At 72.3% G+C, this 24,549-nt stretch carries 25 protein-coding genes and 1 pseudogene; 18 read left to right on the plus strand and 8 right to left on the minus strand.

Going from position 1 to position 24,549, the window contains the following annotated elements; all coding sequences use genetic code 11:
* Positions 1-64: 64 nt before the first annotated feature.
* Positions 65-1,588, minus strand: coding sequence for a discoidin domain-containing protein (locus GXP74_RS16600; protein WP_182452251.1), 1,524 nt, complete (start codon positions 1,586-1,588; stop codon positions 65-67).
* A 437-nt stretch (positions 1,589-2,025) separates the two neighbouring features.
* Between GXP74_RS16600 and GXP74_RS16605 the strand changes: the two genes are divergently transcribed.
* On the plus strand, positions 2,026-3,792 hold the full coding sequence (locus GXP74_RS16605; RefSeq protein ID WP_182452252.1) for a glycosyl hydrolase family 8: 1,767 nt from the start codon (positions 2,026-2,028) through the stop codon (positions 3,790-3,792).
* Between the two features lie 103 nt (positions 3,793-3,895).
* Here GXP74_RS16605 and dhaL read toward each other — a convergent pair whose 3' ends face one another.
* From dhaL to GXP74_RS16620, 3 genes are all read right to left on the minus strand, one after another.
* A complete protein-coding gene (dhaL, locus tag GXP74_RS16610) occupies positions 3,896-4,612 on the minus strand; it encodes a dihydroxyacetone kinase subunit DhaL (protein ID WP_182452253.1) in 717 nt (238 codons plus the stop codon).
* Complete coding sequence (locus GXP74_RS16615) at positions 4,609-5,637, minus strand: dihydroxyacetone kinase subunit DhaK (protein ID WP_182452254.1); 1,029 nt, start codon at positions 5,635-5,637, stop codon at positions 4,609-4,611. Before GXP74_RS16615 ends, dhaL begins: the two co-directional genes overlap by 4 nt.
* A 222-nt stretch (positions 5,638-5,859) precedes the next feature.
* Positions 5,860-6,150 (minus strand): DUF4190 domain-containing protein, encoded by a 291-nt coding sequence (locus GXP74_RS16620; protein WP_182452255.1) that lies wholly within the window; start codon positions 6,148-6,150, stop codon positions 5,860-5,862.
* A gap of 427 nt (positions 6,151-6,577) precedes the next feature.
* Here GXP74_RS16620 and GXP74_RS16625 point away from each other — a divergent pair, with 427 nt between their 5' ends.
* From GXP74_RS16625 to hypE, 13 genes are all read left to right on the plus strand, one after another.
* On the plus strand, positions 6,578-7,666 hold the full coding sequence (locus GXP74_RS16625; protein WP_182452256.1) for a hydrogenase expression protein HypE: 1,089 nt from the start codon (positions 6,578-6,580) through the stop codon (positions 7,664-7,666).
* Positions 7,667-7,783: 117 nt separating this feature from the next.
* The gene (locus tag GXP74_RS16630) at positions 7,784-9,571 is read left to right on the plus strand and encodes a nickel-dependent hydrogenase large subunit (RefSeq protein ID WP_182456493.1); all 1,788 of its coding nucleotides are present in this window, start codon (positions 7,784-7,786) and stop codon (positions 9,569-9,571) included.
* The gene (locus tag GXP74_RS16635) at positions 9,568-10,200 is read left to right on the plus strand and encodes a hypothetical protein (protein ID WP_225447986.1); all 633 of its coding nucleotides are present in this window, start codon (positions 9,568-9,570) and stop codon (positions 10,198-10,200) included. Before GXP74_RS16630 ends, GXP74_RS16635 begins: the two co-directional genes overlap by 4 nt.
* A complete protein-coding gene (locus tag GXP74_RS16640; protein ID WP_225447987.1) occupies positions 10,197-10,856 on the plus strand; it encodes a DUF5947 family protein in 660 nt (219 codons plus the stop codon). The genes GXP74_RS16635 and GXP74_RS16640 overlap by 4 nt, the downstream gene beginning before the upstream one ends.
* Positions 10,853-11,533, plus strand: a complete 681-nt coding sequence (locus GXP74_RS16645) for a DUF6084 family protein (RefSeq protein ID WP_182452257.1) — start codon at positions 10,853-10,855, stop codon at positions 11,531-11,533. Before GXP74_RS16640 ends, GXP74_RS16645 begins: the two co-directional genes overlap by 4 nt.
* Positions 11,530-13,014, plus strand: coding sequence for a hypothetical protein (locus GXP74_RS16650; protein WP_225447988.1), 1,485 nt, complete (start codon positions 11,530-11,532; stop codon positions 13,012-13,014). Before GXP74_RS16645 ends, GXP74_RS16650 begins: the two co-directional genes overlap by 4 nt.
* Positions 13,011-13,520 carry a hydrogenase maturation protease gene (locus tag GXP74_RS16655; RefSeq protein ID WP_182452258.1) on the plus strand — a complete coding sequence of 170 codons (510 nt, stop codon included), beginning with the start codon at positions 13,011-13,013 and terminating at the stop codon, positions 13,518-13,520. The genes GXP74_RS16650 and GXP74_RS16655 overlap by 4 nt, the downstream gene beginning before the upstream one ends.
* 257 nt (positions 13,521-13,777) lie before the next feature.
* Positions 13,778-14,170: a hydrogenase maturation nickel metallochaperone HypA gene (hypA, locus tag GXP74_RS16660; RefSeq protein ID WP_182452259.1), complete on the plus strand. Its 393-nt coding sequence runs from the start codon at positions 13,778-13,780 to the stop codon at positions 14,168-14,170.
* Between the two features lie 3 nt (positions 14,171-14,173).
* A complete protein-coding gene (gene hypB / locus GXP74_RS16665; protein WP_182452260.1) occupies positions 14,174-14,995 on the plus strand; it encodes a hydrogenase nickel incorporation protein HypB in 822 nt (273 codons plus the stop codon).
* A complete protein-coding gene (gene hypF / locus GXP74_RS16670) occupies positions 14,992-17,328 on the plus strand; it encodes a carbamoyltransferase HypF (RefSeq protein ID WP_182452261.1) in 2,337 nt (778 codons plus the stop codon). Before hypB ends, hypF begins: the two co-directional genes overlap by 4 nt.
* A 17-nt stretch (positions 17,329-17,345) precedes the next feature.
* Positions 17,346-17,672 (plus strand): HypC/HybG/HupF family hydrogenase formation chaperone, encoded by a 327-nt coding sequence (locus GXP74_RS16675; protein ID WP_182452262.1) that lies wholly within the window; start codon positions 17,346-17,348, stop codon positions 17,670-17,672.
* Complete coding sequence (hypD, locus tag GXP74_RS16680) at positions 17,669-18,793, plus strand: hydrogenase formation protein HypD (RefSeq protein ID WP_182452263.1); 1,125 nt, start codon at positions 17,669-17,671, stop codon at positions 18,791-18,793. Before GXP74_RS16675 ends, hypD begins: the two co-directional genes overlap by 4 nt.
* Positions 18,786-19,862 (plus strand): hydrogenase expression/formation protein HypE, encoded by a 1,077-nt coding sequence (hypE, locus tag GXP74_RS16685; protein WP_304940914.1) that lies wholly within the window; start codon positions 18,786-18,788, stop codon positions 19,860-19,862. The genes hypD and hypE overlap by 8 nt, the downstream gene beginning before the upstream one ends.
* 96 nt (positions 19,863-19,958) lie before the next feature.
* Here hypE and GXP74_RS16690 read toward each other — a convergent pair whose 3' ends face one another.
* Positions 19,959-20,264, minus strand: coding sequence for a YtxH domain-containing protein (locus GXP74_RS16690; protein WP_182452264.1), 306 nt, complete (start codon positions 20,262-20,264; stop codon positions 19,959-19,961).
* A gap of 264 nt (positions 20,265-20,528) precedes the next feature.
* On the opposite strand from GXP74_RS16690, the gene GXP74_RS16695 reads away from it, so the two are divergent.
* Complete coding sequence (locus GXP74_RS16695; RefSeq protein WP_182452265.1) at positions 20,529-20,894, plus strand: STAS domain-containing protein; 366 nt, start codon at positions 20,529-20,531, stop codon at positions 20,892-20,894.
* 30 nt (positions 20,895-20,924) lie between these two features.
* Here GXP74_RS16695 and GXP74_RS16700 read toward each other — a convergent pair whose 3' ends face one another.
* Positions 20,925-21,131 carry a DUF5133 domain-containing protein gene (locus tag GXP74_RS16700; RefSeq protein ID WP_182452266.1) on the minus strand — a complete coding sequence of 69 codons (207 nt, stop codon included), beginning with the start codon at positions 21,129-21,131 and terminating at the stop codon, positions 20,925-20,927.
* A 204-nt stretch (positions 21,132-21,335) separates the two neighbouring features.
* Here GXP74_RS16700 and GXP74_RS16705 point away from each other — a divergent pair, with 204 nt between their 5' ends.
* Together GXP74_RS16705 and GXP74_RS16710 are read left to right on the plus strand one after the other, a co-directional pair.
* Complete coding sequence (locus GXP74_RS16705; protein WP_182456498.1) at positions 21,336-21,509, plus strand: CsbD family protein; 174 nt, start codon at positions 21,336-21,338, stop codon at positions 21,507-21,509.
* Between the two features lie 302 nt (positions 21,510-21,811).
* Positions 21,812-22,390, plus strand: coding sequence for a glycosyltransferase (locus GXP74_RS16710; RefSeq protein WP_225447989.1), 579 nt, complete (start codon positions 21,812-21,814; stop codon positions 22,388-22,390).
* A 38-nt stretch (positions 22,391-22,428) separates the two neighbouring features.
* Here GXP74_RS16710 and GXP74_RS16715 read toward each other — a convergent pair whose 3' ends face one another.
* On the minus strand, positions 22,429-22,926 hold the full coding sequence (locus tag GXP74_RS16715) for a hypothetical protein (protein WP_182452268.1): 498 nt from the start codon (positions 22,924-22,926) through the stop codon (positions 22,429-22,431).
* A 91-nt stretch (positions 22,927-23,017) separates the two neighbouring features.
* Entirely contained in the window at positions 23,018-24,109 is a 1,092-nt protein-coding gene (locus GXP74_RS16720; protein ID WP_182452269.1) for a glutamate--cysteine ligase, read from the minus strand.
* Positions 24,110-24,270: 161 nt separating this feature from the next.
* Here GXP74_RS16720 and GXP74_RS40335 point away from each other — a divergent pair.
* A pseudogene (locus GXP74_RS40335) lies at positions 24,271-24,537 on the plus strand (hypothetical protein); the annotation flags it as partial.
* Between the last annotated feature and the right edge of the window lie 12 nt (positions 24,538-24,549).

The raw sequence follows: 24,549 nt of genomic DNA on the forward strand, positions 1-24,549 counted from the left end.
ACCGGCTGCGGGCAGCCGCCGAGGAGGTCCCGACGGCTGCCCGCGGCGGTGGTCACCCGCGGGGTCAGAGACCCGGGGTCTCCGGGATCTTCGAGGCGCCCTCGGCCGCCCCGGTGACGGTGTTGGAGGTGCCGACCACGTTCGGGTCGGTCGCGCAGTCGCTCTGGTCCTTGACGTTGAACCCGTAGCCGGGTGCGTTCAGGGTGATGGTGTTGCTGGTGAACACGTTGCCGCAGCCGGAGCCGGTGTAGAGCTGCTCGACCTCGAAGCCGTCGACCAGCCCGTTGCTCATGGTGTTGTCGGTCACCGTGTAGTCGTCGCCCTTGACCGCGACCACGTCGGTGGCCGAGTTCGCACCGCTCTCGCCCTTGCCGCTGAAGCTGTTGCCGCTGATCAGGCCGCCTGAGGTGGCTTCCTTCACATCGATGTTCTCGGCCGCGACGTTCGGACCGAAGGTGTTGTCGATGACCTGGTCGTCGTTGCTGAGGTCCGGCTGCCCGTTGGTGTAGGTGCCCCAGTTGCTGTTGGCGGTACCGATGTAGACACCCTCGCCGTACCCGGGCGCCTTCTGCCCGGTGTCGTGGATCGAGGAGTGCTCGACGGTGTCGTGGCTGCTGAACTCGCGCAGGTGGATGCCCTCGTCACCGATGTCGTACACGGTCAGGCCGTTGAGCACGTCGTAGTCGGAGTGGTCCAGCACGATGCCCTTGTTGGAGGCCGTCACGCTGAAGCCGTTGAGCTGCCAGTAGTCGGCTTCCAGGTGCAGGCCGTAGCCGGTGCCCAGGTCGCCGCTGACGTCGGGGTTGGTGAGGATCGCGGTGGCCGGTCCGGTCAGCGTGATCGGCGCGGCGGCCGTGCCGCTGGTGGTCGCCAGGAACGCCCCTGAGTAGGTGCCGGGGGCGAGTTGGATGGTCTGGCCCGGCTGGACGGCCGCGAGCGCGGCGGTGAGCTGCGCCGCGGTCGAGACCTGGAGGGTGGAGCCGCCGGGGGACCCCGATGGTGTGGGCGTGGGCGTGGGTGTGGGCGTCGGCGTCGGTGTGGGGGTCGGCGTGGGCGTAGGTGTGGGCGTGGGTGTCGGTGTGGGGGTGCCGGCCGCGCCGAAGACCTCGAACTCGGCGACCTGGAAGCCGCTTCCGCCGCTGGGCTGTTCGAGGTACAGCTCGATGTAACGGCTGCTGGTACCGGCGGGCAGCGCGATCGTCTCGGTGCCGCCCGTGCCGCTGGTCACGGTGGTCTGGGTGTGCCACTGGGCGCCGTCGGGGGAGGTGCGCACCTTGAACGAGGTCGCGTACCCGGCGCCCCAGGCGACGGTGACGTGGTCGATCGACGTCGCCGCGCCCAGGTCGACGGAGAGTTCCTGCGGGTGGGCGGTGCCGCTCTGCCAACTGGTGGCGGTGTCGCAGTCGGTGGCCGCGCCGGGGCTACCGGTCGCGGTACTGGTGGCCGTGGTGGCACGGCCGCAGGCCAGGTCACCGGGGACACCGGTCGTCGCGCCGCCGGTCGTGGCAGCCGCGAGCGAGCCACCGGTGAGGAGGACACCGGCGGCGAGGAAGGAGCCGAGCAGTAAGGGACGGGACGATCGAGACATGGGGGATCACTCCAGTGAGTGGGGGGCGGATTCTCATCTATGAACAGTCGTCATATACATGACCGCACTCAGGTGGAGATTAGCTTCGCGTTCGCCAAGTGTCCACGGTGCTGCTCCAGGTGCATCACGGGAGTACCCAATGGTCATGTATGTGAACGGCGAAAGCCTCGACTCTTACGTTCGCCGGTCCGGGGTCCCTGCTCTCGGGGCTGTCAGCGCTCGCCGGTGGCATGGCTGCTGACGGGCTGGTGGGGCGGGGTGGGCGTTGAGGAATCCCTTGAGGACTCCTCGGTCGCCTCGACTTGACGTGGCGTCGGATGCCGCTCTCCCTCTTGACCGGGTACAGGTCGGAAGCTACGTTCTTCCGCATCTGGTAAGGAAAGATTCCTAACTAGAAATGCGAGCACCCCCACTTCTCCCACGTAGGAGCAGGGCTGATGGCCCGTCATACCCGCACGATCCCCCACTTCCGGAAGCTGGTGGCGGCCTTCGCCGCCGTCGGCTGTATCGGCCTCGGCGTCACGGCGATCGGCGGCGCCACCGCCTCGGCCGCCGTCACGCCCGCCTTCCCCTTCCCCACCCACGTCACCTACAAGGTCGGCGTGATGCCCTCCGCCCCTCAGGCGACCCGGGACGCGGCCGTGGAGAAGCAGTACGACTCCTGGAAGGCCACCTACCTCGTCCACGGCTGCGCCAGCAACGAGTACTACGTCTCCACCAAGGGCGACGACGACGCCACCAACGGCGGTACCGTCTCCGAGGCCCAGGGCTACGGCATGAACATCGTGCCGCTGATGGCCGGGTACGACCCCAACGCCCAGACCGAGTTCAACGGGCTGTGGCAGCTGGTCCAGGACCACAAGGACCAGTGGGGCCTGATGCAGTGGCAGCTCGACGGGAAGACCTGCAAGTACTACAGCAGCGGCACTCCGGACGCGGCCACCGACGGCGACCTGGACATCGGCTACGGTCTGATCCTCGCCGACGAGCAGTGGGGCGGCTACACCGCCGCCGCCAAGGCCTGGCTGGCCAGCATCTACGCCAACGACGTCGCCCCCGACGGCCACCTCAAGTGCGAGGACGACGGGCCGAACACCGACACCCGGCCCTCCGACATGATGCTCGACCACCTGCGCGCGTTCGCGGCCTACGACACCGCCCACGACTGGTCCAAGGTGATCACCCGGACCGAGGCCGTGGTCAACGAGTTCACCGCGAAGTACTCGCCCAGCGCGGGCCTGCTCTCGGACTTCGTCGTCGACGCGAACACCACCAGCCCGCAACCGGCCCCGGCCGACTACCAGGAGGACCAGCCGGACAACATCGTCGGCTACAACTCCATCCGGGTCCCCTGGCACATGGGCACGGACGCGCTGGAGAACGGCGCCACCGTCGCCGCCACCGCCTACAACACGGCGAAGCTCGAATCGGCCTGCCTCAAGTCGCTCTCCGGCGGCAAGCCGGCCAACGTCCAGCCGCACATCAAGCTGAACTGCGCCAACGACAACGTCTCCAACGACACCCAGGCCGAGGAGGCGGGCGACTCGGTCGGACCGGCGGCGATGGCCTCCGGCGACCAGGCCTGGACCGACGCGATCTGGGCGCAGCTGGCGACCAACCCGTTCGGCGACACCTACTACGGCGAGACCATCAAGACACTGGTCTACATCGTCATGGCCGGTGACTACTGGAACCCGGCCGCGCCGCCCAGCGGCTCGACCGGCAGCCCCACCCCCACCCCAAGTGCCAGTGCCAGCGCCTCACCCACCCCGACCCCCACGCCCACGCCGACTCCCACCGCGACCGCGACCGGCCCGGCCGGGGGTAAGAGCTACGAGGCCGAATCGGCGACCCTGGCCAACGGCGCCGACGCCAACAGCTGCACCGCCTGCTCCGGCGGCCAGAAGGTGAGCGCGGTCGGCGGTAGCGCCAACGGCACGGTGACCTTCACCGGGGTGACCGAACCCAGCTCCGGCTCCTACCAGTTGACGGTCTACTACCTGAGCGTGGGCAAGGCCAAGCCCGCCACGGTCACCGTCAACGGCACCGCGCAGACGGTGACCTTCCCCGAGACCGACGCCAGCAGCTACAGCGTGATCGGCAGTTACGCGGTGACGGTCGCCCTCAAGGCCGGGAGCAACACGATCGCCTTCTCCGCCAGCGGTACCGCCTCCGCGCCGGACCTGGACCGGATCACGGTCTGACACCACCCGTCCCACCCGTCCACCCTGACCTCCGAGGGGCGGGTGACGGGTGGGACGACGGGAGCGGGCCCGCTGCCGGGCCGGAGACGGGCCGCCCGACCGGTCAGCCGGTCGGAGCGGGCTGACCGGGTGAGGTGGCGCGCCCGGGGGCGGTGTGGGTCGCGGGTTCCGCCAGCAGCGGGCCGAGCGCGGTCAACGGGCGTGCCGCCGAGGCGAACAGCAGTCCCACTCCGATCGCGCCCGGGTCGGGGATCCCGGACGCCCGCTCACCCAGGTAGCTGGCGCGGCCCCGGCGCGCGGACAACTGGCGGGTGGACCGCACCCCCTGGAACGCGGCGTCCGCCGCCGCCAGCAGGGCGCGGTCCACCGACGTTTCCGGGCAGCACAGTTGGAGTGCCAGCGAGGCCGGGGCCAGCGCGTCGACGAGCGTCTTGTCGCCGGGGACCGCCTCGCCGACCCGCTGGACAGCCGCCAGTCCGGCGGCCACGCCACGGGCCAGGTCCGGGGTGGTCAGCGCGGGGTGCACGGCGGCCTCGGCCAGGTGGTGCAGCACCAGACCGAAGAGCGGGCCACTGGTCCCGCCCACCTCGTCCAGGAACGCGTCGGCCGCTGCCTGGAGCGGCTGGGCGGCGGGGAGTCCTCCGCTCGGCAAGCGGTCGAGTGCCCGCGTCACGCAGGTCACGCCGGTCCTCAGGTTGGCGCCGAAGTCGCCGTCCCCGGCCTGCTGGTCCAGCTCGGTCAGCTCCGGTTCGGTGGCGACCACCGATTCGGCGAAACGCTGAAGCCAGGCCCGGGTGAACGCGCCGTCGAAGGTCGTCATGCCACCGCCTCCATCGCCATCGGTTGCGACCACTCAAGGGCCGGGGTGCGTACCGGTGCGTCGTACAGGCCTATCACCTCGTCGTCGGCGACCAGCAGCGAGAGCGAGAAGCCCCGGGTGTCCAGCGCCGTGGAGAAGTTGCCGACCAGGGAGCGGGCGACGCGCACGCCCAGCCCCTCCAGCACCCGCGCCGTCTCGTGCGCGATGGCGTACAGCTCCAGGCTGGTGACCGCCCCCAGGCCGTTCACCAGGACGATCACCGGCGCCTCCACGGGCGGTCGGAGCGCGGCGACCAGTGCCTCGCCCATCCGGTCCACCAGGTCGCCGAGGGAGCTCTGCCGCAGTGACCGGGCGGCCCGCTCGCCGTGGATGCCGACCCCGAACTCAAGGACCCCGGCGGGCAGTTGGTAGGCGGGCCGACCGGTGGCGGGCGCGGTGTGGGCGGTAGCGGCGACGGCCATGCTGCGGCTCTGGGCGACGATCCGGGCGCCGAGCTCGGCGAGCTGGGTCAGTCCGTCGCCCCGGTCCGCGGCCGCGCCCAGGATCTTCTCCACCAGCACCGTCGCGGCAGTGCCCCGGCGGCCCACGGCCACCCCTTCGGAGTCGGACGCCAGGTCGTCGTCCACCAGCACCCGGGCACAGGGGATCCCCTGGTGTGCCAGCCGTTCGGCGGCGATGCCGAAGTTGATCCGGTCGCCGGTGTAGTTCTTGACGATGTGCAGGACCCCCTCGGGGCCCGCGACCGCGCAGGACGCCCGGAAGAGCTGCCGGTTGTGGGGCGAGGCGAAGACCTGCCCGGGGCAGGCCGCGTCCAGCATTCCCGCGCCGACGAAGCCGACGTGCATCGGCTCGTGCCCGGACCCGCCGCCGGACAGCAGCCCGACCCGGCGGGACCGGTGGGTGTGCCGGGCCCGCAGGTAGCCGTCCTGCGCGTGCAGTTCCACCAGGCCGTGGTGCACCTTGGCGAACCCGGCTATGGCATCGGCTACCAGCGATTCCTGGGAGGTCGAGAAATACCCGGCCATTGCGGCTCCTCAGGCTCCTCGGACGGTGGCGGGCCGGATGGGTCGGCCTGCTGCGCTCATCGTGACCCGGACCCCGGGCGGCGGCAAGTCGCGTGAAGCGGCCCGTCGCGCGCCGTGCGCGGCCGTGCGCGGCGCGCCGGGGGCGCGGCCCCCGCCCGGTGGCGGCCCCGGACGCGCGGCATTCGGGTGAACGAAGGACCGGCGGGCCCACGCTCAGTGGGGTCAGCTTCCGACGTGCCACTGGAAGCCGCCGTGGCTGCTGGCCAGCGCCAGTATGACCACGAACAGCACGATGTCCACCACGCCGAGCACGATCGCGGACATCGCCATGCCCGAACCGCCCGCTCCGCCGCGCCGGGCGTTCCGCAGGCCGACGCCCCCGAAGATCAACGCCAGTGGGCCCAGAATGAAGTTGAAGAGGAAGATCCCGACGATCCCGCAGACCAGGCCCGCGATCGCAAGGCCGTTGCTACCGCTGCGGGTCGCAGTCGAGTCACCGTATCCCGTCGCCATTGTTACTCCCCGAAGATGGATTCGCTTGCTCGTGAAGGTCGCGTGCCCCGGCAACTCCGCTATATGCCGGTCCTTCTGACGATGACGCAGAATTCCGCGCGGCAGAGCCGGGTACCGGTAACGCTCGCGACGCCTTGAGACGCGTTGTCGGTCGGCCTACTCGAAGACCGCCGAGTGGCCCTGCCGGGGATCGCTTTCGGGTGACCTCCGCGACCCGGCGCGGCGGCGGCGCGCCGGGGGTGCCCGACGATCGCCACTGACTGGGTCCGAGCAGGCGCCGGACGGCGTCGGCGCGGACAGTGGCCCCGAGCCGCACGGCGGGTTCACCGGTCCGGCCGCTCCAGCAGTGCGCTCGGACCGGTGAACCCGCAGGCTGATCGGTGGACGCACAGGTTTGCCGCACAGACCTCCCCGAGGAGGAACCGCCATGAACGCACCATCCCCGGCCACCGCCACGGCAGCGGAGCCCGCCGGACCCGCTGCCGAAGAAGAGTCCCCGATCCACATCCTCTGGATCAACGCCGGCCTGAGCTGCGACGGCGACTCCGTCTCGCTGACCGCCGCCACCCAGCCCAGCATCGAGGAGATCGCCCTCAGCGTGCTGCCAGGGCTGCCGAAGATCGCTGTGCACTGGCCGCTGATCGACTTCGAGTGCGGTCCGGTCCAGGGCGCGGACAACTTCATCGAGTGGTTCTTCAAGGGCGAGCGGGGCGAGATCGACCCGTTCGTGCTGGTCGTCGAGGGCTCGATCCCGAACGAGTCGATCAAGTCGGAGGGCTACTGGTGCGGGTTCGGCGACGACCCGGCCACCGGGCAGCCGATCACCACCAGCGAGTGGATCGACCGGCTCGCGCCCAAGGCGCTGGCCGTGGTCGCCATCGGGACCTGCGCCACCTACGGCGGCATCCACGCGATGGAGGGCAACCCGACCGGGGCCATGGGCGTGCCCGACTACCTGGGCTGGGACTGGAAGTCCAAGGCGGGCATCCCCATCGTGTGCGTCCCGGGCTGTCCGATCCAGCCGGACAACTTCGCCGAGACCCTGGTCTACCTGCTGCACCAGGCGACCGGCGCGGCCCCGATGATCCCGCTGGACGAGCAGCTGCGCCCGGCCTGGCTGTTCGGGGCGACCGTGCACGAGGGCTGCGACCGGGCCGGGTACTACGAGCAGGGCCAGTTCGCCACCACCTACGACTCGCCCAAGTGCCTGGTGAAGCTGGGCTGCTGGGGACCGGTGGTGAAGTGCAACGTGCCCAAGCGCGGCTGGATGAACGGAATCGGCGGCTGCCCCAACGTCGGCGGCATCTGCATCGCCTGCACCATGCCCGGGTTCCCGGACAAGTTCATGCCGTTCATGGACGAGCCCCCCGGCGGCAAGGTCTCCAGCACCGCCAGCGCGGCCTACGGCTCGGTGATCCGCAGACTGCGCGGGATCACCATGCACACCGTGGACAAGGAGCCCAAGTGGCGCCACCGCGGCGAGCAGCTCAGCACCGGCTACCGGCCGCCCTGGTGAGCGCGGCGCCGCTCAGCCGCAGTCCCCGCGGCTGAGCGGCGCCGCGGCTGAGCGGTCCCCGCAGCTGAGAAGTCCCCCTCCACCACGAAGCAGATGACGAAGGGCACGGCAGAGACGATGGTTGCACCGACGACAAAGGCGGCCGGAGACGGCAGCGGCCTCACGGAGATGTCCTGGGATCCGATCACCCGGATCGTTGGCAGCCTCGGCATCCACACGAAGATCGACTTCAAGCAGAAGCGGGTCGCCGAGTGCTACAGCACCTCGTCGGTCTTCCGTGGCTACAGCGTCTTCATGCGCGGCAAGGACCCCCGCGACGCGCACTTCATCACCAGCCGCATCTGCGGCATCTGCGGTGACAACCACGCCACCTGCTCGGTGTACGCGCAGAACATGGCGTACGGGGTGAAGCCGCCGCACCTGGGGGAGTGGATCATCAACCTGGGCGAGTCCGCTGAGTACATGTTCGACCACAACATCTTCCAGGAGAACCTGGTCGGGGTCGACTACTGCGAGCGGATGGTCAAGGAGACCAACCCCGGCGTGCTGGAGCTGGCCGAGCGCACGGCCGCACCGCACGCCGGGGAGCACGGCTACCGGACCATCGCCGACATCATGCGCTCGCTCAACCCGATCGTGGGCGAGTTCTACCGCGAGGCGCTACAGGTCAGCCGCTACACCCGGGAGATGTTCTGCCTGATGGAGGGACGCCACGTGCACCCCTCCACGCTCTACCCGGGTGGCGTCGGCACGGTCGCGTCGGTCCAGCTGTTCACCGACTACCTCAGCCGGCTGATGCGCTACGTCGAGTTCATGAAGCGGGTCGTGCCGCTGCACGACGACCTCTTCGACTTCTTCTACGAGGCACTGCCCGGCTACGAGGAGGTCGGCCGCCGCCGGGTGCTGCTCGGCTGCTGGGGCGCGCTGAACGATCCCGACCACTGCGACTTCACCTACCGCAACATGACCGACTGGGGACGGCGGATGTTCGTCACCCCCGGCATCGTGGTGGACGGCAAGCTGGTCACCAACGACCTGACCGAGATCAACCTGGGCATCCGGATCCTGCTCGGCAGCTCGTACTACCAGGACTGGGAGGGCAAGGAGCAGTTCGTCACGCACGACCCGCTCGGCAACCCGGTCGATCCGCGCCACCCGTGGAACCAGCACACCATCCCGGCGCCGCAGAAGCGCGACTTCGACGACAAGTACAGCTGGGTGATGTCCCCGCGCTGGTTCGACGGCAAGGACTACCTGGCGCTGGACACCGGCGGCGGCCCGATCGCCCGGCTGTGGTCCACCGCGCTGTCCGGCCTGGTCGACGTCGGCTACGTCAAGGCCACCGGCCACAGCGTGGTGATCAACCTGCCGAAGACCATGACCAAGCCGGAGACCAGCTTCGAGTGGAAGATCCCGAAGTGGAGCAACGCCCTGGAGCGCAACCGCGCCCGGACCTACTTCCAGGCGTACGCGGCGGCGATGGCACTGCACTTCGCCGAGAAGGGGCTGGCCGAGGTCCGCGCCGGACGCACCCAGACCTGGGAGAAGTTCGAGGTCCCGGAGGAGGGCCTGGGCGTCGGCTTCACCGAGGCGGTACGCGGTGTGCTGTCGCACCACATGGTGATCCGCGACGGCAAGATCGCCAACTACCACCCCTACCCGCCGACCCCGTGGAACGCCAGCACCCGGGACACCTTCGGGACGCCCGGCCCCTACGAGGACGCGGTGCAGAACACGCCGATCTTCGAGGAGAACACCCCGGAGAACTTCAAGGGCATCGACATCATGCGCGCCGTGCGCAGCTTCGACCCCTGCCTGCCGTGCGGGGTCCACATGTACCTGGGCGACGGCAAGAGCGTGCAGCAGATGCACGTGCCCACCGGCCTGAGCGGGATGGGCGGATGAGCGCGACCCGGACCCCGGCGACCCAGGCCCCGGCGACCCAGACCCCGGCGGCCGGTGCCCCGGCGCCCGGTACCCCGGCGTCGGCCGTCCGGGCTGCCGACGCCGAGCGGGCCGGACACCGGGTCGAGGAGATCCTGGACCGCCTCGCCGCCTCCGGCGACCGCGAGGCCTGCGCCGCGGCCGAGGAGCTGGTCCGCACGCTGATGGACTTCTACGGCGCCGGGCTGGCCAGGATGCTGGACCTGCTGCGCACCGATGCCGACCAGCCCTCGGGACCGGCCGCGCTGGACCGGCTGCTGCGCGACGAGCTGGTCTCCGGCCTGCTGGTACTGCACGACCTGCACCCGGAGGACCTGCTCACCAGGATCGGCCGCGCCCTGGACGGCCTGCCCGGCCGTCCGGTCGAGCTGGTGGCCTTCGACGAGGCCACCAGCACGCTGCGGGTGCGCTCGGTCAACGCGGGCGGCTGCGGCTGCCCCAGCACCAGTGCCGCCGCCCGGCAGTCGGTCGAGGACGCGCTGTCCTGCTTCGCCGCCGAGGTCGCCGCGGTGGAGCTGGAGACCGCCGGGGCCGAGCAGCAGCCGGTGCTGTTGCAGATCTCCGCCCGGCCCCCGGTGGCGGCCTCGTGAGTACCCGCCGGGCCCAGCCCACCGACCGGCCCGCGGGGATCGGCCTGCGCCGGTTCCGGGTCGCCGCGCCGCCCGCGCCGGAACGCTGCGAGCTGTGCGGCGTCCAGGTGGCCGAGGGCGCGCACCGGCACCTGGTGGACGCCGAGAAGCGCTCGCTGTCCTGCGCCTGCACCCCCTGCGCGCTGCTGTTCGAGCAGCGGGGCGCGGCCGGGGGCCGGTTCCGCACCGTTCCCGACCGCTGGCTCAGCGATCCCGACCACACCCTGGACGACAGCGCCTGGGACCTGCTGCAGATCCCGGTCAGCGTTGCCTTCTTCTTCCGCAACGCCGCCCTGGACCGGCTGGTCGCCCTCTACCCCAGCCCGGCGGGAGCCACCGAGAGCGAACTCGACCCCTCCACCTGGCAGGAGGTGCTCGGCCGCAGCCGGATCGCGGAACTGCTCGAACCCGACCTGGAGGCGCTGCTGGTGCACCGCGTCGACGGCCGGTACGAGTGCTTCCTGGTGCCGATCGACAGCTGCTACGAGCTGGTCGGCCGGATGCGGCTGCACTGGCAGGGGTTCGACGGCGGCGCCGAGGCCCGGGCCGACCTGGAGCAGTTCTTCGCCCGGGTCTCCGCTCGGGCCCGGGTGCCGCGGGAGGTCGGTCAGCCGTGACCGAGTTCTCCTTCGCCTGTACCGGTGTGCGGCCCGACCGCTACGCCGCCGGGCCGACGCTGGTGTTCACCCTGCGGATCACGGCCGACCCCGGCACCCGGGTGCATGCCATCGCGCTGCGCTGCCAGCTGCGGATCGAGCCGGGCAAGCGCGGCTACCGGCAGGACGAGGCCGAGGGCCTGGCCGACCTCTTCGGCGAGCGCCGCCGCTGGGGCGCGAGCATGCTGCCGGTCCAGTTCGCCCAGGTCTCGCTGGTGGTGCCGGGCTTCACCGGGGAGACCGAGGTGGAGCTGCCGGTACCGTGCAGCTACGACCTCGACGTGGCGCCGACCCGCTACTTCCACGCCCTGGAGCAGGGCGAGGCGCCACTGCTGCTGCTCTTCTCCGGTACCGCGTTCACCGGCCCGGGCGGCTTCCAGGTGGAGCCGGTGCCCTGGGACCGGGAGGCGTCCTTCCGGCTGCCGCTCACGGTCTGGCGGGAGATGATCGAGCAGCACTTCCCCGGCTGCGGCTGGCTGCGGCTGCCCCGCGACACCATGGACGCCCTGCTCGCCTTCCGCTCCCGGCAGGCGCTGCCCTCCTGGGAGGCCACCGTGCGGGCGCTGCTGGACACCGCCGAACCCGCGCTGCCGGTCGGCGCGCCCAGCCAGGCCATCCCGGAGAGGACGGCTCCGTGACCACGACCACCGCGCTCACGCCGGAGATCGAGACCAGCTTCGCCGCCGCCCGGCAGGTCGCCGACGCGGTGCTGTTCGAGGGCTACGTGCTCTACCCCTACCGGGCCTCGGCCGCCAAGAACCGGCTGCGCTGGCAGTTCGGCGTACTGGTGCCGCCCGGCTGGGGCGCGGACAGCGGCGAGCACGCCCTCCAACGCACCGAGTGCCTGATGGAGCCCCGGGCCGGGGCGACCCTGTTCGTGGAGCTGCGGTTCCTGCACGCCCAGCGGCGCACCGTGCAGCGGTCGCTGCCGGACGGCGGCTTCGAGACCGTGGCCGAGTTGGAGCTCGCCGACCGGGTGCTCTCGGCCTGGGACGAGGGCATCGAGGAGCAGGTGCAACTCTCCTTCCCGGTATCCGCGTTGAGCGGCAAGGGGGAGGAGTTGCGGTTCACCCGGCCGGCCGCGGAGGAGACCGAGCCGGTCCACGACGAGGCCGGCCGACAGGTCGGTCGGCTGCTGCGCCGCCGCGAGGAGGTGCACGGCCTGGTGCGGTTGACCACGGCCGAGGTTCCCGGCCCCTACGCGGTACAGCGGCTGACCGCGGTGGTCGAGAACACCAGCGAGTGGACCCCGCCGCAGGCCGACGCCGACCGCGAGGCCGCGCTGCCCCGCGCCCTGGTCTCGGCCCACCTGATGCTGGGTCTGGACACCGGCTCCTTCCTGTCCCTGGCCGACCCGCCGGAGTGGGCCAGGGCCGAGTCCGCCCGCTGCGAGAACCTGCACACCTGGCCGGTGCTGGCCGGTCAGGGCGGCCGGTCGGACGTGGTGCTGTCCTCGCCGATCATCCTGGAGGACCATCCCGCCATCGCCCCGGAGAGCATCGGCCCGCTGTACGACGCCACCGAGATCGACGAGATCCTGGCCCTGCGCACGGCGGCCCTCACCGACCAGGAGAAGCGCGAGGCCCGGGGCACCGACGCGCGCGCGGCAGCGGTGATCGACCTCGCCGACTCGATGCCACCCGAGGTGCTGGACCGGCTGCACGGCGCGGTCCGGGCGCTGCGGGAGATCACCGGTCCGGACCGCCACCGGCAACCGCCCGACCCGCCCGACCCGTTCGACCAGATCGTGCCCTTCGACCCCTACGCCGACGCCGAGCCGCAGCGGCCCTGGTGGGACCCGGAGAGTGACCGCAGCGTCGACCCGGCCCGGGACCGGGTGCTGATCGACGGTGTCCCGGTGGGCGCGGGCAGCCGGGTGGTGCTGCGCCCCGGCCGACGCCGCACCGACGCCCAGGACCTGTTCCTGCACGGCCTCGGTGCCCAGGTCGAGGCGGTGCTGCACGACGTCGACGGCGGGGTGCACCTGGCGGTCACCGTCGAGGGCGACCCGGGCGCCGACATCAGACGCGAACAGGGCCGGTTCCTCTACTTCCAGCCCGACGAGGTCGTTCCCGACGGCATCGTTCCCGACGGCATCGTTCCGGTGGAGGAGCCATGAGCCCGCGCACCCTGGTCGCCGGGATCGGCAACATCTTCCTGGGCGACGACGGCTTCGGGGTGGAGACGGTGCGGCGGCTGGCGGCCGAGCCGCTGCCGGAGCATGTCGAGACCGCCGACATCGGCGTGCGCGGCGTCCACCTCGCCTACCAACTGCTCGACGGATACGACCTGGTGGTGCTGGTCGACGCCACCGCGCGCGGCGGCGCACCCGGGACGCTGTACCTGATCGAGGTCGGCGAGCAGGCCGCCGTCGAACCTGAGGCCGCCCTGCTGGACGGGCACCGGATGTCCCCGGACACCGTGCTGGCGCTGCTGGACACGCTCTGCGCCGGAACCGGAGGCACCGCGCCCGGCCGCACGGTGGTGGTCGGCTGCGAGCCGGCCACCGTCGAGGAGGGCATCGGCCTCAGCGAACCGGTCGCCGGGGCGGTCCCCGAGGCCGTCCGGCTGATCCTGAGCCTGACCGGCGACCAGGCCGGCCACGCACTGACCGCCACGCACTGACCGCCATGTCCTGTAGTGGAGAGGAAACCGGCACCATGAAGAAGATCATCGCGCTGGGCGCGGCCGTCGCCGTGGCCTGCGCCGTCGGCAAGCAGGTCCTGCCCGACATCCAGCGCTACCTGCGGATGCGCCGGATGTGAGGTCGGCTCCACCGAACGGGTTGTCCCGGGCGCGGCGCGGGGGCGCGGTACCGCCGTGCCGCCCGGGCCGCGCCCTGTAATGGAGCCGAGCGGATCGGCGGCGGCAGGAGGAGGACGATGCACGAGATGTCCATCGCTGCGGCCGTGGTCGGTCAGGTGGAGGCGGCCGCCGAGGCGGCCGGGGCGTTCGCGGTCAGCTCGGTCCGGCTGCAAGTCGGCGAACTGGCCGGAGTGGTACCGGACGCGCTCCGGTTCTGCTTCGAACTGGCCTGCACCGGAACGGTGCTGGAGGGCGCGGCGCTGGCCACCGAGCTGGTCCCGGCCCGGGCCCGATGCGCGCCGTGCGCCGCCGACTGGGCCGTCGGCATGCCGCCCGACCTCTGCTGCCCGACCTGCGGAACGGCCACCGCCGAACTGCTCTCCGGGCGCGAACTGCAGATCCTCAGCGTGCGCTGGGAGGACGGCCCGACGCGCGCAGCCGACCGAGAACCGATCCACGAGGAGCGCTGAACCATGTGCCGAGTGGTCGACCTGCGACAGGCGGTCCTCGCCAAGAACGACCGCTGCGCCCACGATCTGCGGGCCGACCTGGCCGGGCGGGGCACCGTCGTGATCAACCTGCTCTCCAGCCCGGGCAGCGGCAAGACCGCGCTGCTGGAGCAGGAGCTGCTGCTGGCCGTCGCACGCGGAGTGCCGGTCGCGGCGCTGACCGCCGACCTGGCCACCGAGAACGACGCGCTGCGGCTGGCTCGCTCCGGCGCACCGGTCAAGCAGGTGCTCACCGACGGGCTGTGCCATCTGGAGGCCGGGATGCTGAGCGGCCACCTGGAGGGCTGGCTCCCGCCGCAGACCCGGCTGCTGTTCGTGGAGAACGTCGGAAACCTGGTCTGCCCCGCCTCCTACGACCTCGGCGAGTCGCTGCGGGTCGCCCTGGCCTCGGTCACCGAGGGCGAGGACAAGCCGCTCAAGTACCCCACCGCGTTCGGCCTGGCCAACCTGGTGCTGGTGACCAAGACCGACATCGCCGAGGCGGTCGGCTTCGACGAGGCGCTGTTCCGCCGCAACGTCCAGCAGGTCAACCCCGGCGCGCCGGTGCTGCTGACCTCGGCTCGGACCGGTGCCGGAGCCGGGGCGCTGCTCGACGCCGCGCTGGCGGTCGCGGACGGCACCGCGGCGCACGCCCCGGTCATGGCCCGGCAGCACCCGCACCCGCACGAGCATCCGCACGACCACGAGCAGGGACACGGCCACGACCACAACCACGACCACAACCAGGGCCACGACCACGACCACGAGCACCGCCACGCCTCGGCCGTGCCGCGGCCCCACGCGTGAACAGCCCGCCCGCCGCGGTCGCGGTACGACGACGGCGACTGCTGGTGCACGGCGTGGTCCAGGGGGTGGGGTTCCGGCCCTTCGTCTACACCCTCGCCACCGGGCTCGGGCTGGCCGGGCACGTGACCAACACCAGCCAGGGCGTGCTGGTGGAGGTGGAGGGCGCGGAGAGCGCCGTGGCGCTGTTCTGCGCGCGGATCGTCGACCGGACCCCGCCACTGGCGGTGGTGGAGTCGGTGGACCACCACGAGCTGTCCCCGGCCGGTGGGTCCGGCTTCGCGATCCTGGCCTCCAGCGGCGACGGATCGGCCGCCACCCTGGTCCCGCCGGACGTGGCGACCTGCGCCGACTGCCTGGCCGAACTGTCCGACCCGGCCGACCGCCGGTACCGGCACCCCTTCGTCAGCTGCGTCAACTGCGGCCCGCGCTTCAGCATCGTCACCGGCCTGCCCTACGACCGGGCGCACACCACCATGGCGCACCTCCCGATGTGCCCGGACTGCGCCCGCGAGTACGCCGATCCGGCGGACCGGCGGTTCCACGCCCAGCCGGTCGCCTGCCACGCCTGCGGCCCACGGCTGCGACTGCTGGGCGGCGCGACAGCCCCGGGCGCCGACCCGATCGCCGCCGCCCGCGGGCTGCTGGCCGACGGCGCGATCCTGGCCGTCAAGGGCCTCGGCGGCTACCACCTGGCCTGCGACGCCACCGACCCGGCGGCGGTGGCCCGGCTGCGGCAGCGAAAGCACCGGGGGGACAAGCCCTTCGCGCTCATGGCCCGGAGTCCGGCCGACATCGAGCCGCTGGCCGGGATCGACCAGGCGGAACGGGCGCTGCTCACCGGTCCGGTCCGGCCGATCGTGCTGCTGCGCCGACGGCCGCGGACCCACGCCGAGCTGCGGGGGGTCGCCCCCGGCAGCCCCGATCTCGGCTTCGTGCTGCCCTACACCCCGCTGCACCACCTGCTGCTGGGCCTGCCGGGCGACCCGCCGGGCCCCCGGCTGCTCGTGATGACCAGCGGCAACGTGTCCGGCGAGCCCATCGTCACCGACGACGGCGAGGCGCTGGACCGGCTGGCGCACCTGGCCGACGCCTGGCTCACCCACGACCGCCCGATCCAGGTGCCCTGCGACGACTCCGTGGTCCGGGTCTGCGACGGTGAGCAGTTGACGCTGCGGCGCTCCCGCGGCTGTGCGCCGCTGCCGATCACCCTGCCGCTGCCGGTCCGCCCGGCGCTGGCGGTGGGCGGCGACCTGAAGAACACCCTCTGCCTCGGCCGGGGCCGACACGCCTGGCTGTCCGCCCACATCGGGGACATGGACGACCTGGCCACCCAGCGCGCCTTCGAGCGGGCCGAGCGGCAGCTGGAGTCGATCACCGGGGTGCACCCCGAGCTGCTGGCCGCCGACCGGCACCCGGGCTACCGCTCCGCCCAGTGGGCGCAGCGCGAGCGCGGCGGCAGGCCGCTGGTCCGGGTGCAGCACCACCACGCCCACATCGCCTCGGCGATGGCCGAACACGGCCTGGACGGCGCGCGCCGGGTCATCGGCGTCGCCTTCGACGGCACCGGCTACGGGGACGACGGCGCGATCTGGGGCGGCGAGATCCTGCTTGCCGACTACGACGGCTACCAGCGCTTCACCCGGCTCGGCTACGTGCCGCTGCCGGGCGGCGACGCCACCGTCCGGCGCCCCTACCGAATGGCACTGGCGCACCTGCACGCCGCCGGGATCCCCTGGACCGCCGACCTGCCCTGCACCGCGGCCTGCCCGCCTGACGAACTGCGGCTGCTGAAGCAGCAGCTGGCACGCGGCCTCAACTGCGTGCCGACCTCCAGCATGGGCCGACTGTTCGACGCGGTCTCCGCACTGGCCGGGGTCTGCCAGCTGGCCGGTTACGAGGCCCAGGCCGCCGTCGAGTTGGAGGCGGCCGCGCTGCGTGCCGGACCGGACGACGGCCCCGGCTACGCCTTCGGGCTCGCCCCCGGCGACGGCGCGGACCCGGTACTGGTCGCCGACCCCGGGCCGGTACTGGCGGCGATCGCGGCCGAGGTGCGCGCCGGTGTCCCGGCCGCGCTGATCGCCGCCCGCTTCCATCGGGCGATCGCCGAACTGGTGCGCCGCGGCTGCGCGTTGGCGCGCGAGCGGCACGGGCTCGACACCGTGGCGCTGACCGGCGGGGTCTTCGGCAACGCGCTGCTGTCCACCGCCTGCGCGGCCGCACTGGCAGCGGACGGCTTCACCGTGCTGCGCCACCGCCGTGTCCCCCCGAACGACGGCGGCTTGGCCCTGGGCCAGCTCATGGTGGCCGGCCGCGCCGCAGCTCCGACCGACTAGGACCCCACGGAGGAACCATGTGTTTGGCAGTACCCGGCAGAGTGCTGGAGATCGAGGAGCGGGACGGTACTCGGATGGCCACCGTCGACTTCGGCGGAGTGGTCAAGGAGGTGTGCCTGGAGTACCTGCCCGACCTGCGGGTCGGTGAGTACGCCATCGTCCACGTCGGCTTCGCGCTGCAACGGTTGGACGAGCAGGAGGCGCTGCGGACGCTGGCGCTGTTCGCCGACCTCGGCATGCTTCAGGAGGAGTTCGGCGACCCCTGGGAGGCCGCCGCGAACGCGAACGGCTACCCGTGGCACGGGGACGCCGACGGTGAGTTGGCGCGGGAGGCGCGGCAGTGAAGTACCTTGAGGAGTTCCAGGACCCGGAGCTGGCGCGTCGGCTGCTGGACGACATCCACGCCACAGTGACCCGGCCGTGGGCGCTGATGGAGGTCTGCGGCGGCCAGACGCACACCATCATCCGCCATGGGATCGATCAACTCCTGCCCGAGCAGGTCGAGTTGATCCATGGACCGGGCTGTCCGGTGTGCGTCACCCCACTGGAGATGATCGACAAGGCGCTGGAGATCGCCTCCCGTCCGGGCGTGATCTTCTGCTCCTTCGGGGACATGCTCCGGGTCCCCGGGACCGGACGCGACCTGTTCACGGTGCGCGGCGAGGGCGGTGACGTGCGGGTGGTGTACTCCCCGCTGGACGCGCTGCGGATCGCCCAGCAGCACCCGGACAAGGAGGTGGTGTTCTTCGGCATCGGCTTCGAGACCACCGCCCCACCCAACGCGATGACCGTCTACCAGGCCCGCAAGCTGGGCATCCGCAACTTCAGCCTGCTGGTCTCGCACGTCCGGGTGCCCCCGGCGATCGAGGCCGTCATGCGCTCGCCCAGCTGCCGGGTGCAGGCGTTCCTGGCCGCGGGCCATGTCTGCAGCGTGATGGGCGTCGGCGAGTACCCGGAGCTGGCGGAGCGCCACCGGGTGCCGATCGTGGTGACCGGCTTCGAGCCGCTGGACATCCTGGAGGGCGTCCGGCGCACGGTACGGCAGCTGGAGCGCGGCGAGCACACCGTGGAGAACGCGTACGCCCGCGCGGTGCGCCCGGAGGGCAACCAGGCCGCGCGGGCCATGCTGGCGGACGTCTTCGAGGTCACCGACCGGTCCTGGCGCGGCATCGGTGTCATCCCCGAGAGCGGCTGGCGGCTGTCCGACCGCTACCGCGACTACGACGCCGAGCACCGGTTCTCGGTGACCGGGATCAAGACCCTGGAGCCGGCGGCCTGCCGCAGCGGCGAGGTGTTGCAGGGGCTGCTGAAGCCGCACCAGTGCGAGGCCTTCGGCACCACCTGCACTCCGCGTTCCCCGCTCGGCGCGACCATGGTCTCCAGCGAGGGCGCGTGCGCGGCCTACTACCTCTACCGGCGGCTCGACGTCGCCCCCGCACGCCTGGAGGCGAGCCCCGTTGGCTGACACCACCACCACCCTGCCGACACCCGACCTGCTGGCCTGGACCTGTCCCGCGCAGCTGCGGGACCAGCCGCGCGTGGTGATGGGACACGGCGGCGGCGGAGCGATGTCCGCCGAACTGGTCCAGCACATCTTCGCGCCCGCCTTCGGCGGCGAGGTGCTGGCCCAACTGGGTGACGCCGCGTCGGTCTCGCTGGGCGGGATCCGGCTGGCCTTCTCCACCGACTCCTATGTGGTCCGGCCGCTCTTCTTCCCCGGCGGCAGCATCGGCGACCTGGCGGTCAACGGCACGGTCAACGACCTGGCCATGAGCGGGGCCAGGGCCGCCTACCTGTCCTGCGGCTTCATCCTGGAGGAGGGCGTCGAGATGGCGCTGCTCGCCCGGGTCGCCGGAGCGCTGGGCGCGGCGGCGCGCGCGGCCGGTGTCGAGGTGGCGACTGGCGACACCAAGGTGGTGGAGTCCGGCCACGGCGACGGCGTCTACATCAACACCGCCGGGATCGGACTGATCCCGCCCGGCGTGGACCTGCGCCCGCAGCGCGTGGTGCCGGGTGACGTGGTGATCGTCAGCGGGCCGATCGGCCTGCACGGCGTCGCGGTGATGAGCGTGCGCGAGGGGCTGGAGTTCGGCGTCGACATCGAGAGCGACTGCGCCGCCCTCGGCGGCCTGGTCGAGGCGATGCTGGCGGTCACCCCCGACCTGCACGTGCTGCGCGACCCGACCAGGGGCGGCCTGGCCGCGGCCCTCAACGAGATCGCGGCGGCAGCCAGGACCGGCGTGGTGATCCAGGAGCGCGACCTCCCGGTGCCGCCACCCGTGGCCAACGCCTGCGCCATCCTCGGGCTCGACCCGATGTACGTCGCCAACGAGGGCAAGCTGGTGGCGTTCGTCCCCCGGGAGCACGCGGAAGCGGTGCTCGCGGCCATGCGGGCGCACCCGCTGGGCGCCGAGGCCCGCGTGATCGGCGAAGCGGTCGCGGACCACCCCGGCATGGTCGTGGCCCGTACCGGCCTCGGCGGTACCCGGGTGGTCGACCTGCCGATCGGGGAGCAGCTGCCCCGGATCTGCTGAACGGTACCCGCGACCGACCTGGCCACGCCGCCGGTCACGCTGCTGGAGGGGGTACGGGTACCGCGGCGGGCGACCGGCGGCACGACGCCGTTCGACCTACGGGTGCGCGGTGGTCGTCTCGGGGTCGCCCGCACGGTAGACCGCCGTGCGGGCGCGCAGTTGGGACAGCCGCTCGTGGGTAGCGGGGTGCAGGCGGTGCCCGATCCTCTCGACCAGGGTGTGCGCGGCGGTGTGGGTCGCTGATCCGGCCGCGTGGGTGGCGGTGCGGGTGGCCGCCTGCACCGCCGGGGCCTGAACGATCGCCTGCGAGGCCTTCCGGATCTGCTCGTAGCGCTCGTTCCCGGCCTTGGTGCCGAGTACGTAGCCCACAGCGAGCCCGGCGATGAAGGTGGGCTTGTGCATGCTGCCTCCGATGTCTGCTGTCCCGTGCCGGGACCTGTGCCAGGCGCGGGCGATGGGTGCCCCGGCGTCGCGTCGGGCTCGACGCGCCTGCCGCTGACCGGCGAGCGCCTACCCCGGGCGGACCCCGCGAAGCACCGCCGTCCTGATCGGCCCGCGGTGGCGGCACCGGGTCCGCCTCCGGGGACGTACTGTGGTCCCGATCCGCTCAGCAGCGCCGAGTCACCTCCGATTCCGGCGGCCCCTTCTTTCCACGGAGCCCGGACCATGACCCCAGCGTTCACCTTCCGGGTCCAGCAGCAGGGGTCGCGCGCCGTGCTGGTGCTGGAGGGCGAACTGGACCTCGACGGCGCCGACGTACTGAGCGGCACCGCGTCGGACCTGATCGAGCAGGGATGCCGCGACCTGGTCCTGGAGATGGCGCGGGTGTCCTTCTGCGACTCCATGGGCCTGAACGCGCTGCTGCACATCCTGCGCCGGGCCACCAGCGCGGGAGGATCGCTGCTCCTGCTGTCCCCGACGGATCCGGTCAAGCGCCTGCTGTCCATGTGCGGCGTTGACCGGATCGTCTCCATGTCCGACGGCTCGTACCGCCCTACCGACGACGGCGGCCCGTGTCCGGAGACGCACTGAGGCGACGGGGGCACGAGCGGGAGGGGGCGCTCAGGCGGCGGTCGCCAGGGACTGTGCGCGGTGGGAGGCCAGCAGGCCCCGGGCCCGGGCCAGCGCCTGCTCCGGCTCGCGGACCCCGGTGGAGACGCACAGCGTGTAGTACAGGTCTTCGCGCCTCGCTCCGGCCTCGGGCCGGTCGCGCAGGGCGTCGAGGTCGGCGACGAGGCGGTCGAGCAGCGGAAGGTTGATCAACGGCATGGCCTGCTCCAGGGGGGAAGCGGTGGGAACCGCGTGCCGGGTTCCCACGACGCTGGGGTTCAGGGAAGGTCGAAGTGACGGTGCTCTGCCACACCTGCCCGGAACCGGGTACCGCACACCTCCCGAAATCCACCAGGACTGCGTCCGGCTCGGCCGGGTACGCGTCGTCTCGACGAGGTGACCGACGAGCGGGAGGAGCAGCACATGAGCGCCGAGGACAAGGCCGGGAACACCGCCGACAAGGTCAAGGGCAAGGTCAAGGAGACGGTCGGCAAGGCGGTGGGCAACGAGCGCCTGACTGCCGAGGGCCGGGCCGACCAGGCCAAGGGCGATGCCAAGCAGGCCGTCGAGAAGGTCAAGGACGTCTTCAAGGACTGACTGCCCGCCCGATGCTTCGGGCAGTACCGAGCGGTGGCCCCCGCGTCCGACGCGGGGGCCACCGCCGTCTCCTCAGCAGGGTGCGGCTTCTGGGCACCCGATCGGCCCAACCCCCCGGTGTCGCGTCACCTGGCTCGGGGGACCTGTGATCCATGAGGTCTCCATCATGACTCCCGCCCTGAACCCGTCGGCCGCCGACGCACCCCGCTTCGACACCCCCTCCAGCGGCCCTTGCCCGGGTGTGGACCTGGAGGGGCACCGGCTCGCGGTCGCCCGTGAGTTCACGCGCCTGGTCGACGCCGGTGAACTTGAGCTTCCGCTGCCGGGCCCTGGGTACCGCCCACGCCCTGGCGTCGGTCCGCGCCCGCCACCCGGAGCTGACGGACGCGCGGGTATGGCTGGCCCACACCGACGCGGACTCGCGGGTCCCCGAGAGCTGGCTGGCGGACCAGCTCGCCCATGCCACGGCCGGCGCGCACGCCGTGGTCGGCCAGGTCCAGGTCCGGGACTGGGGCGAGCACACCGCCACGACCACCGCCCACTTCAAGCGCCACTACTTCGTCCACCACCACGACCGGCGCACGCCGGTGGCCTCGACTCCCGCGCCCGGCCGGAGCGGTCCGCGGCGGCCGCACCCCCATGTCCACGGCGCGAACCTGGGCGTGCGCGCCGACGCGTACCTGGCCGTCGGCGGGTTCCCGCAGCTGCCCGTGGGTGAGGACCGGGCCCTGGTCACCGCACTGGAACAAGCCCACTACCGGGTCCTGGCCGCCACCGACGCCCCGGTGGTCACCTCGGCCCGGCGCGACCCCCGCGCCCCCGGCGGATTCGGCCACTTCCTCCTCGACCTGGAGACCCGCACCACCCAATCCCAGGACTAGAGCGTGTCCTTCGGATCACGTCTGGCGGTGGCGGCCGGTCAGTGCGGATCGGTGCTGGGGGCGCTGTCGCGGTGGGTCAGTGCGAGCGCGCTTCCGGCGACGCCGATGATCAGCAGCGCGATGGCGATGCTGGTGCCGCCCGCCCGGTCCCAGTAGACGTCCTTGAGGTCGATCAGGCTCGCCGCCTCGTCGATCACCAGGGCCAGCCCGACACCGTAGGCCAGGCCCATCCAGGTCCGCCAGCGGGCTGTGCGCTCCACCAGCCCGCACGCCCCGACGATCATGAGCAGCAGGATGCCCCACACGTAGTGGTGGATGTGCACGCCGCCCGCCGAGACGTTCCCGACACCGGCGGCGTCGATGTGGATCAGCCAGGTCAGCAGCCGCAGGCCACCGAAGGTGACGGTGAACGCCCACCACGCCAGCACCAGCCCGCGACGGGTGGCCGAGACCTCCCGCCAGCGCCGCGGCCGCCGCCCGCGGCCGCCTCCGGTGGCAGCCGGGGCTGACGGCGCGGGCTCTCCCTTGGATGTCATCCTGTGACTCTAGGGCTGCGAACAGGGTGCGGCCGACAGAAACGGCGGCACCCGAAGGGGTGTCGGTTCGGCGGGCGACCCGGCAGCGGGGTCAGCGTTCGGCGGCGGTGACCAGCTCCAGCACCGCCTCCAGGCCGCCCTGGCTGAAGGCCCGGCGCTGGCGCTGGGCCGCGTTTCCCCGCGCCAGGAGCCGCTCGATGCCGGAGCAGACCCGTTCCAGGTCCCCGGCCTCCTCGGCGGCCGGGGCGATGTGCCGCAGCAGTGAGTCGACCGCAGCCCGGGCCGTGCCCGGCCGACGGGTGAGCGGATCCATCAGGTTGCCGTCCAACCCGTGCCGGGCGGCCTGCCAGGTCGCTGCCGCGAGCAGTTCGTCGGGCAGGTCCGGCACGGGGACAGCCCGGCGGTGGTCCCGCAGCGCGTCGGCGACCAGGGCGCGGACGACACCGGCCAGGGTCACCGCGTCCTGGACCTCCAACTGAACGTCCAAGGTCCGGATCTCGATGGTGGGGTAGCGCTCGGACAGCCGGGCCTGCCAGTACAGCTGGCCCCGATCCAGGATCATGTCCGCGTCGAGCAGGGCCTGAGTGCGAGCCCGGTAGTCCGCGGCGTCGTGGAAGGCGGGTGGCGGACCGCTGACCGGCCAGCGGTCGAAGACCACCGTGCGCCAGCTCGCGAAACCGGTGTCCCGACCGTCCCACAGCGGGGAGTTCGCCCCCAGGGCCACCAACAGCGGCAACCACGGGCGGATCCGGTTCAGCACGGCCACGCCGCTGTCCCGGTCGGGAATGCCGACGTGCACATGCATGCCGTTGATCAGCTGCTCGTCCACCAGCTGCGGTGCCGCCCGGGATATCTCCCGGTACCGCTGCTCCGCGGTGACCGGCACCGGTGTCGAAGCCCGCACCGGGGCAGCCCCGCAGGCCGCCATCCGACAACCGGCCTTCGCCGCTGCCGTCGCCACCGCTTCGCGCAGACGCGTCAGGTTCCCGTGGACCTCCCGCAACGTCCCGCAGACCGGCGTGCCCACCTCGACCTGCGCCTGGAGCAGCTCCGGCTCGACCTCTCGCCCCTCCGCCGACCCGGCCCGCTCGGCGGCGGCACGTACCCGGGCGCCCCTGGGGACCGGCAGACCGCTGCCCGGATCCAGCAGCAGATACTCTTCCTCGACCCCGATGGTGACCATGAGCGACGTGTACCCGGGGTCGGTCGCACCACGCGCCGCGTTGCCGCACTGATGCTCGCAGACGTCCCAGGGGTGGCCGCCCGCCGCAGTTCGGTGGCCGGACGGGTGGTGTCGGCCCTCGGGCCGAATCCGGACCGGAGTCCGGGGGATGGCACTGCGGTATGACCGAACCGGCTCCCGACCGCCCCGACAGTGCCCACCGGCGTCCTCCCGGTGTCGACGACGCCACGGTGCGGGCCCTGGGGGCCCTCTCCAAGGCGCTGGAGACCACCGAGCGGGCCAGGGGCGCGCTGTACGACTTCCACCAGCTGACCGGCTCCGTCGACCTTCAGCTCGGCGACGCCGTCCACCTGCTCCGCGAGGCCGGGCACGAGACCCAGGCCGACCTGGTCGAGCGGGAGATCCTGGGCCGGAACACGATCCCCGGCGCTCATTGTCGA

Source organism: Streptacidiphilus sp. P02-A3a, assembly GCF_014084105.1.
In the GTDB taxonomy this organism is placed as follows: domain Bacteria; phylum Actinomycetota; class Actinomycetes; order Streptomycetales; family Streptomycetaceae; genus Streptacidiphilus.

Excerpts from the sequence above, each read along its gene's own strand:
- GXP74_RS16600 (WP_182452251.1), bottom strand. The coding sequence starts at position 1,588 with ATGTCTCGATCGTCCCGTCCCTTACTGCTCGGCTCCTTCCTCGCCGCC.
- GXP74_RS16605 (WP_182452252.1), top strand. The coding sequence starts at position 2,026 with ATGGCCCGTCATACCCGCACGATCCCCCACTTCCGGAAGCTGGTGGCG.
- dhaL (WP_182452253.1), bottom strand. The coding sequence starts at position 4,612 with ATGACGACCTTCGACGGCGCGTTCACCCGGGCCTGGCTTCAGCGTTTC.
- GXP74_RS16615 (WP_182452254.1), bottom strand. The coding sequence starts at position 5,637 with ATGGCCGGGTATTTCTCGACCTCCCAGGAATCGCTGGTAGCCGATGCC.
- GXP74_RS16620 (WP_182452255.1), bottom strand. The coding sequence starts at position 6,150 with ATGGCGACGGGATACGGTGACTCGACTGCGACCCGCAGCGGTAGCAAC.
- GXP74_RS16625 (WP_182452256.1), top strand. The coding sequence starts at position 6,578 with ATGAACGCACCATCCCCGGCCACCGCCACGGCAGCGGAGCCCGCCGGA.
- GXP74_RS16630 (WP_182456493.1), top strand. The coding sequence starts at position 7,784 with ATGGTTGCACCGACGACAAAGGCGGCCGGAGACGGCAGCGGCCTCACG.
- GXP74_RS16635 (WP_225447986.1), top strand. The coding sequence starts at position 9,568 with ATGAGCGCGACCCGGACCCCGGCGACCCAGGCCCCGGCGACCCAGACC.
- GXP74_RS16655 (WP_182452258.1), top strand. The coding sequence starts at position 13,011 with ATGAGCCCGCGCACCCTGGTCGCCGGGATCGGCAACATCTTCCTGGGC.
- hypA (WP_182452259.1), top strand. The coding sequence starts at position 13,778 with ATGCACGAGATGTCCATCGCTGCGGCCGTGGTCGGTCAGGTGGAGGCG.
- hypB (WP_182452260.1), top strand. The coding sequence starts at position 14,174 with ATGTGCCGAGTGGTCGACCTGCGACAGGCGGTCCTCGCCAAGAACGAC.
- GXP74_RS16675 (WP_182452262.1), top strand. The coding sequence starts at position 17,346 with ATGTGTTTGGCAGTACCCGGCAGAGTGCTGGAGATCGAGGAGCGGGAC.
- GXP74_RS16690 (WP_182452264.1), bottom strand. The coding sequence starts at position 20,264 with ATGCACAAGCCCACCTTCATCGCCGGGCTCGCTGTGGGCTACGTACTC.
- GXP74_RS16695 (WP_182452265.1), top strand. The coding sequence starts at position 20,529 with ATGACCCCAGCGTTCACCTTCCGGGTCCAGCAGCAGGGGTCGCGCGCC.
- GXP74_RS16700 (WP_182452266.1), bottom strand. The coding sequence starts at position 21,131 with ATGCCGTTGATCAACCTTCCGCTGCTCGACCGCCTCGTCGCCGACCTC.
- GXP74_RS16705 (WP_182456498.1), top strand. The coding sequence starts at position 21,336 with ATGAGCGCCGAGGACAAGGCCGGGAACACCGCCGACAAGGTCAAGGGC.
- GXP74_RS16715 (WP_182452268.1), bottom strand. The coding sequence starts at position 22,926 with ATGACATCCAAGGGAGAGCCCGCGCCGTCAGCCCCGGCTGCCACCGGA.
- GXP74_RS16720 (WP_182452269.1), bottom strand. The coding sequence starts at position 24,109 with ATGGTCACCATCGGGGTCGAGGAAGAGTATCTGCTGCTGGATCCGGGC.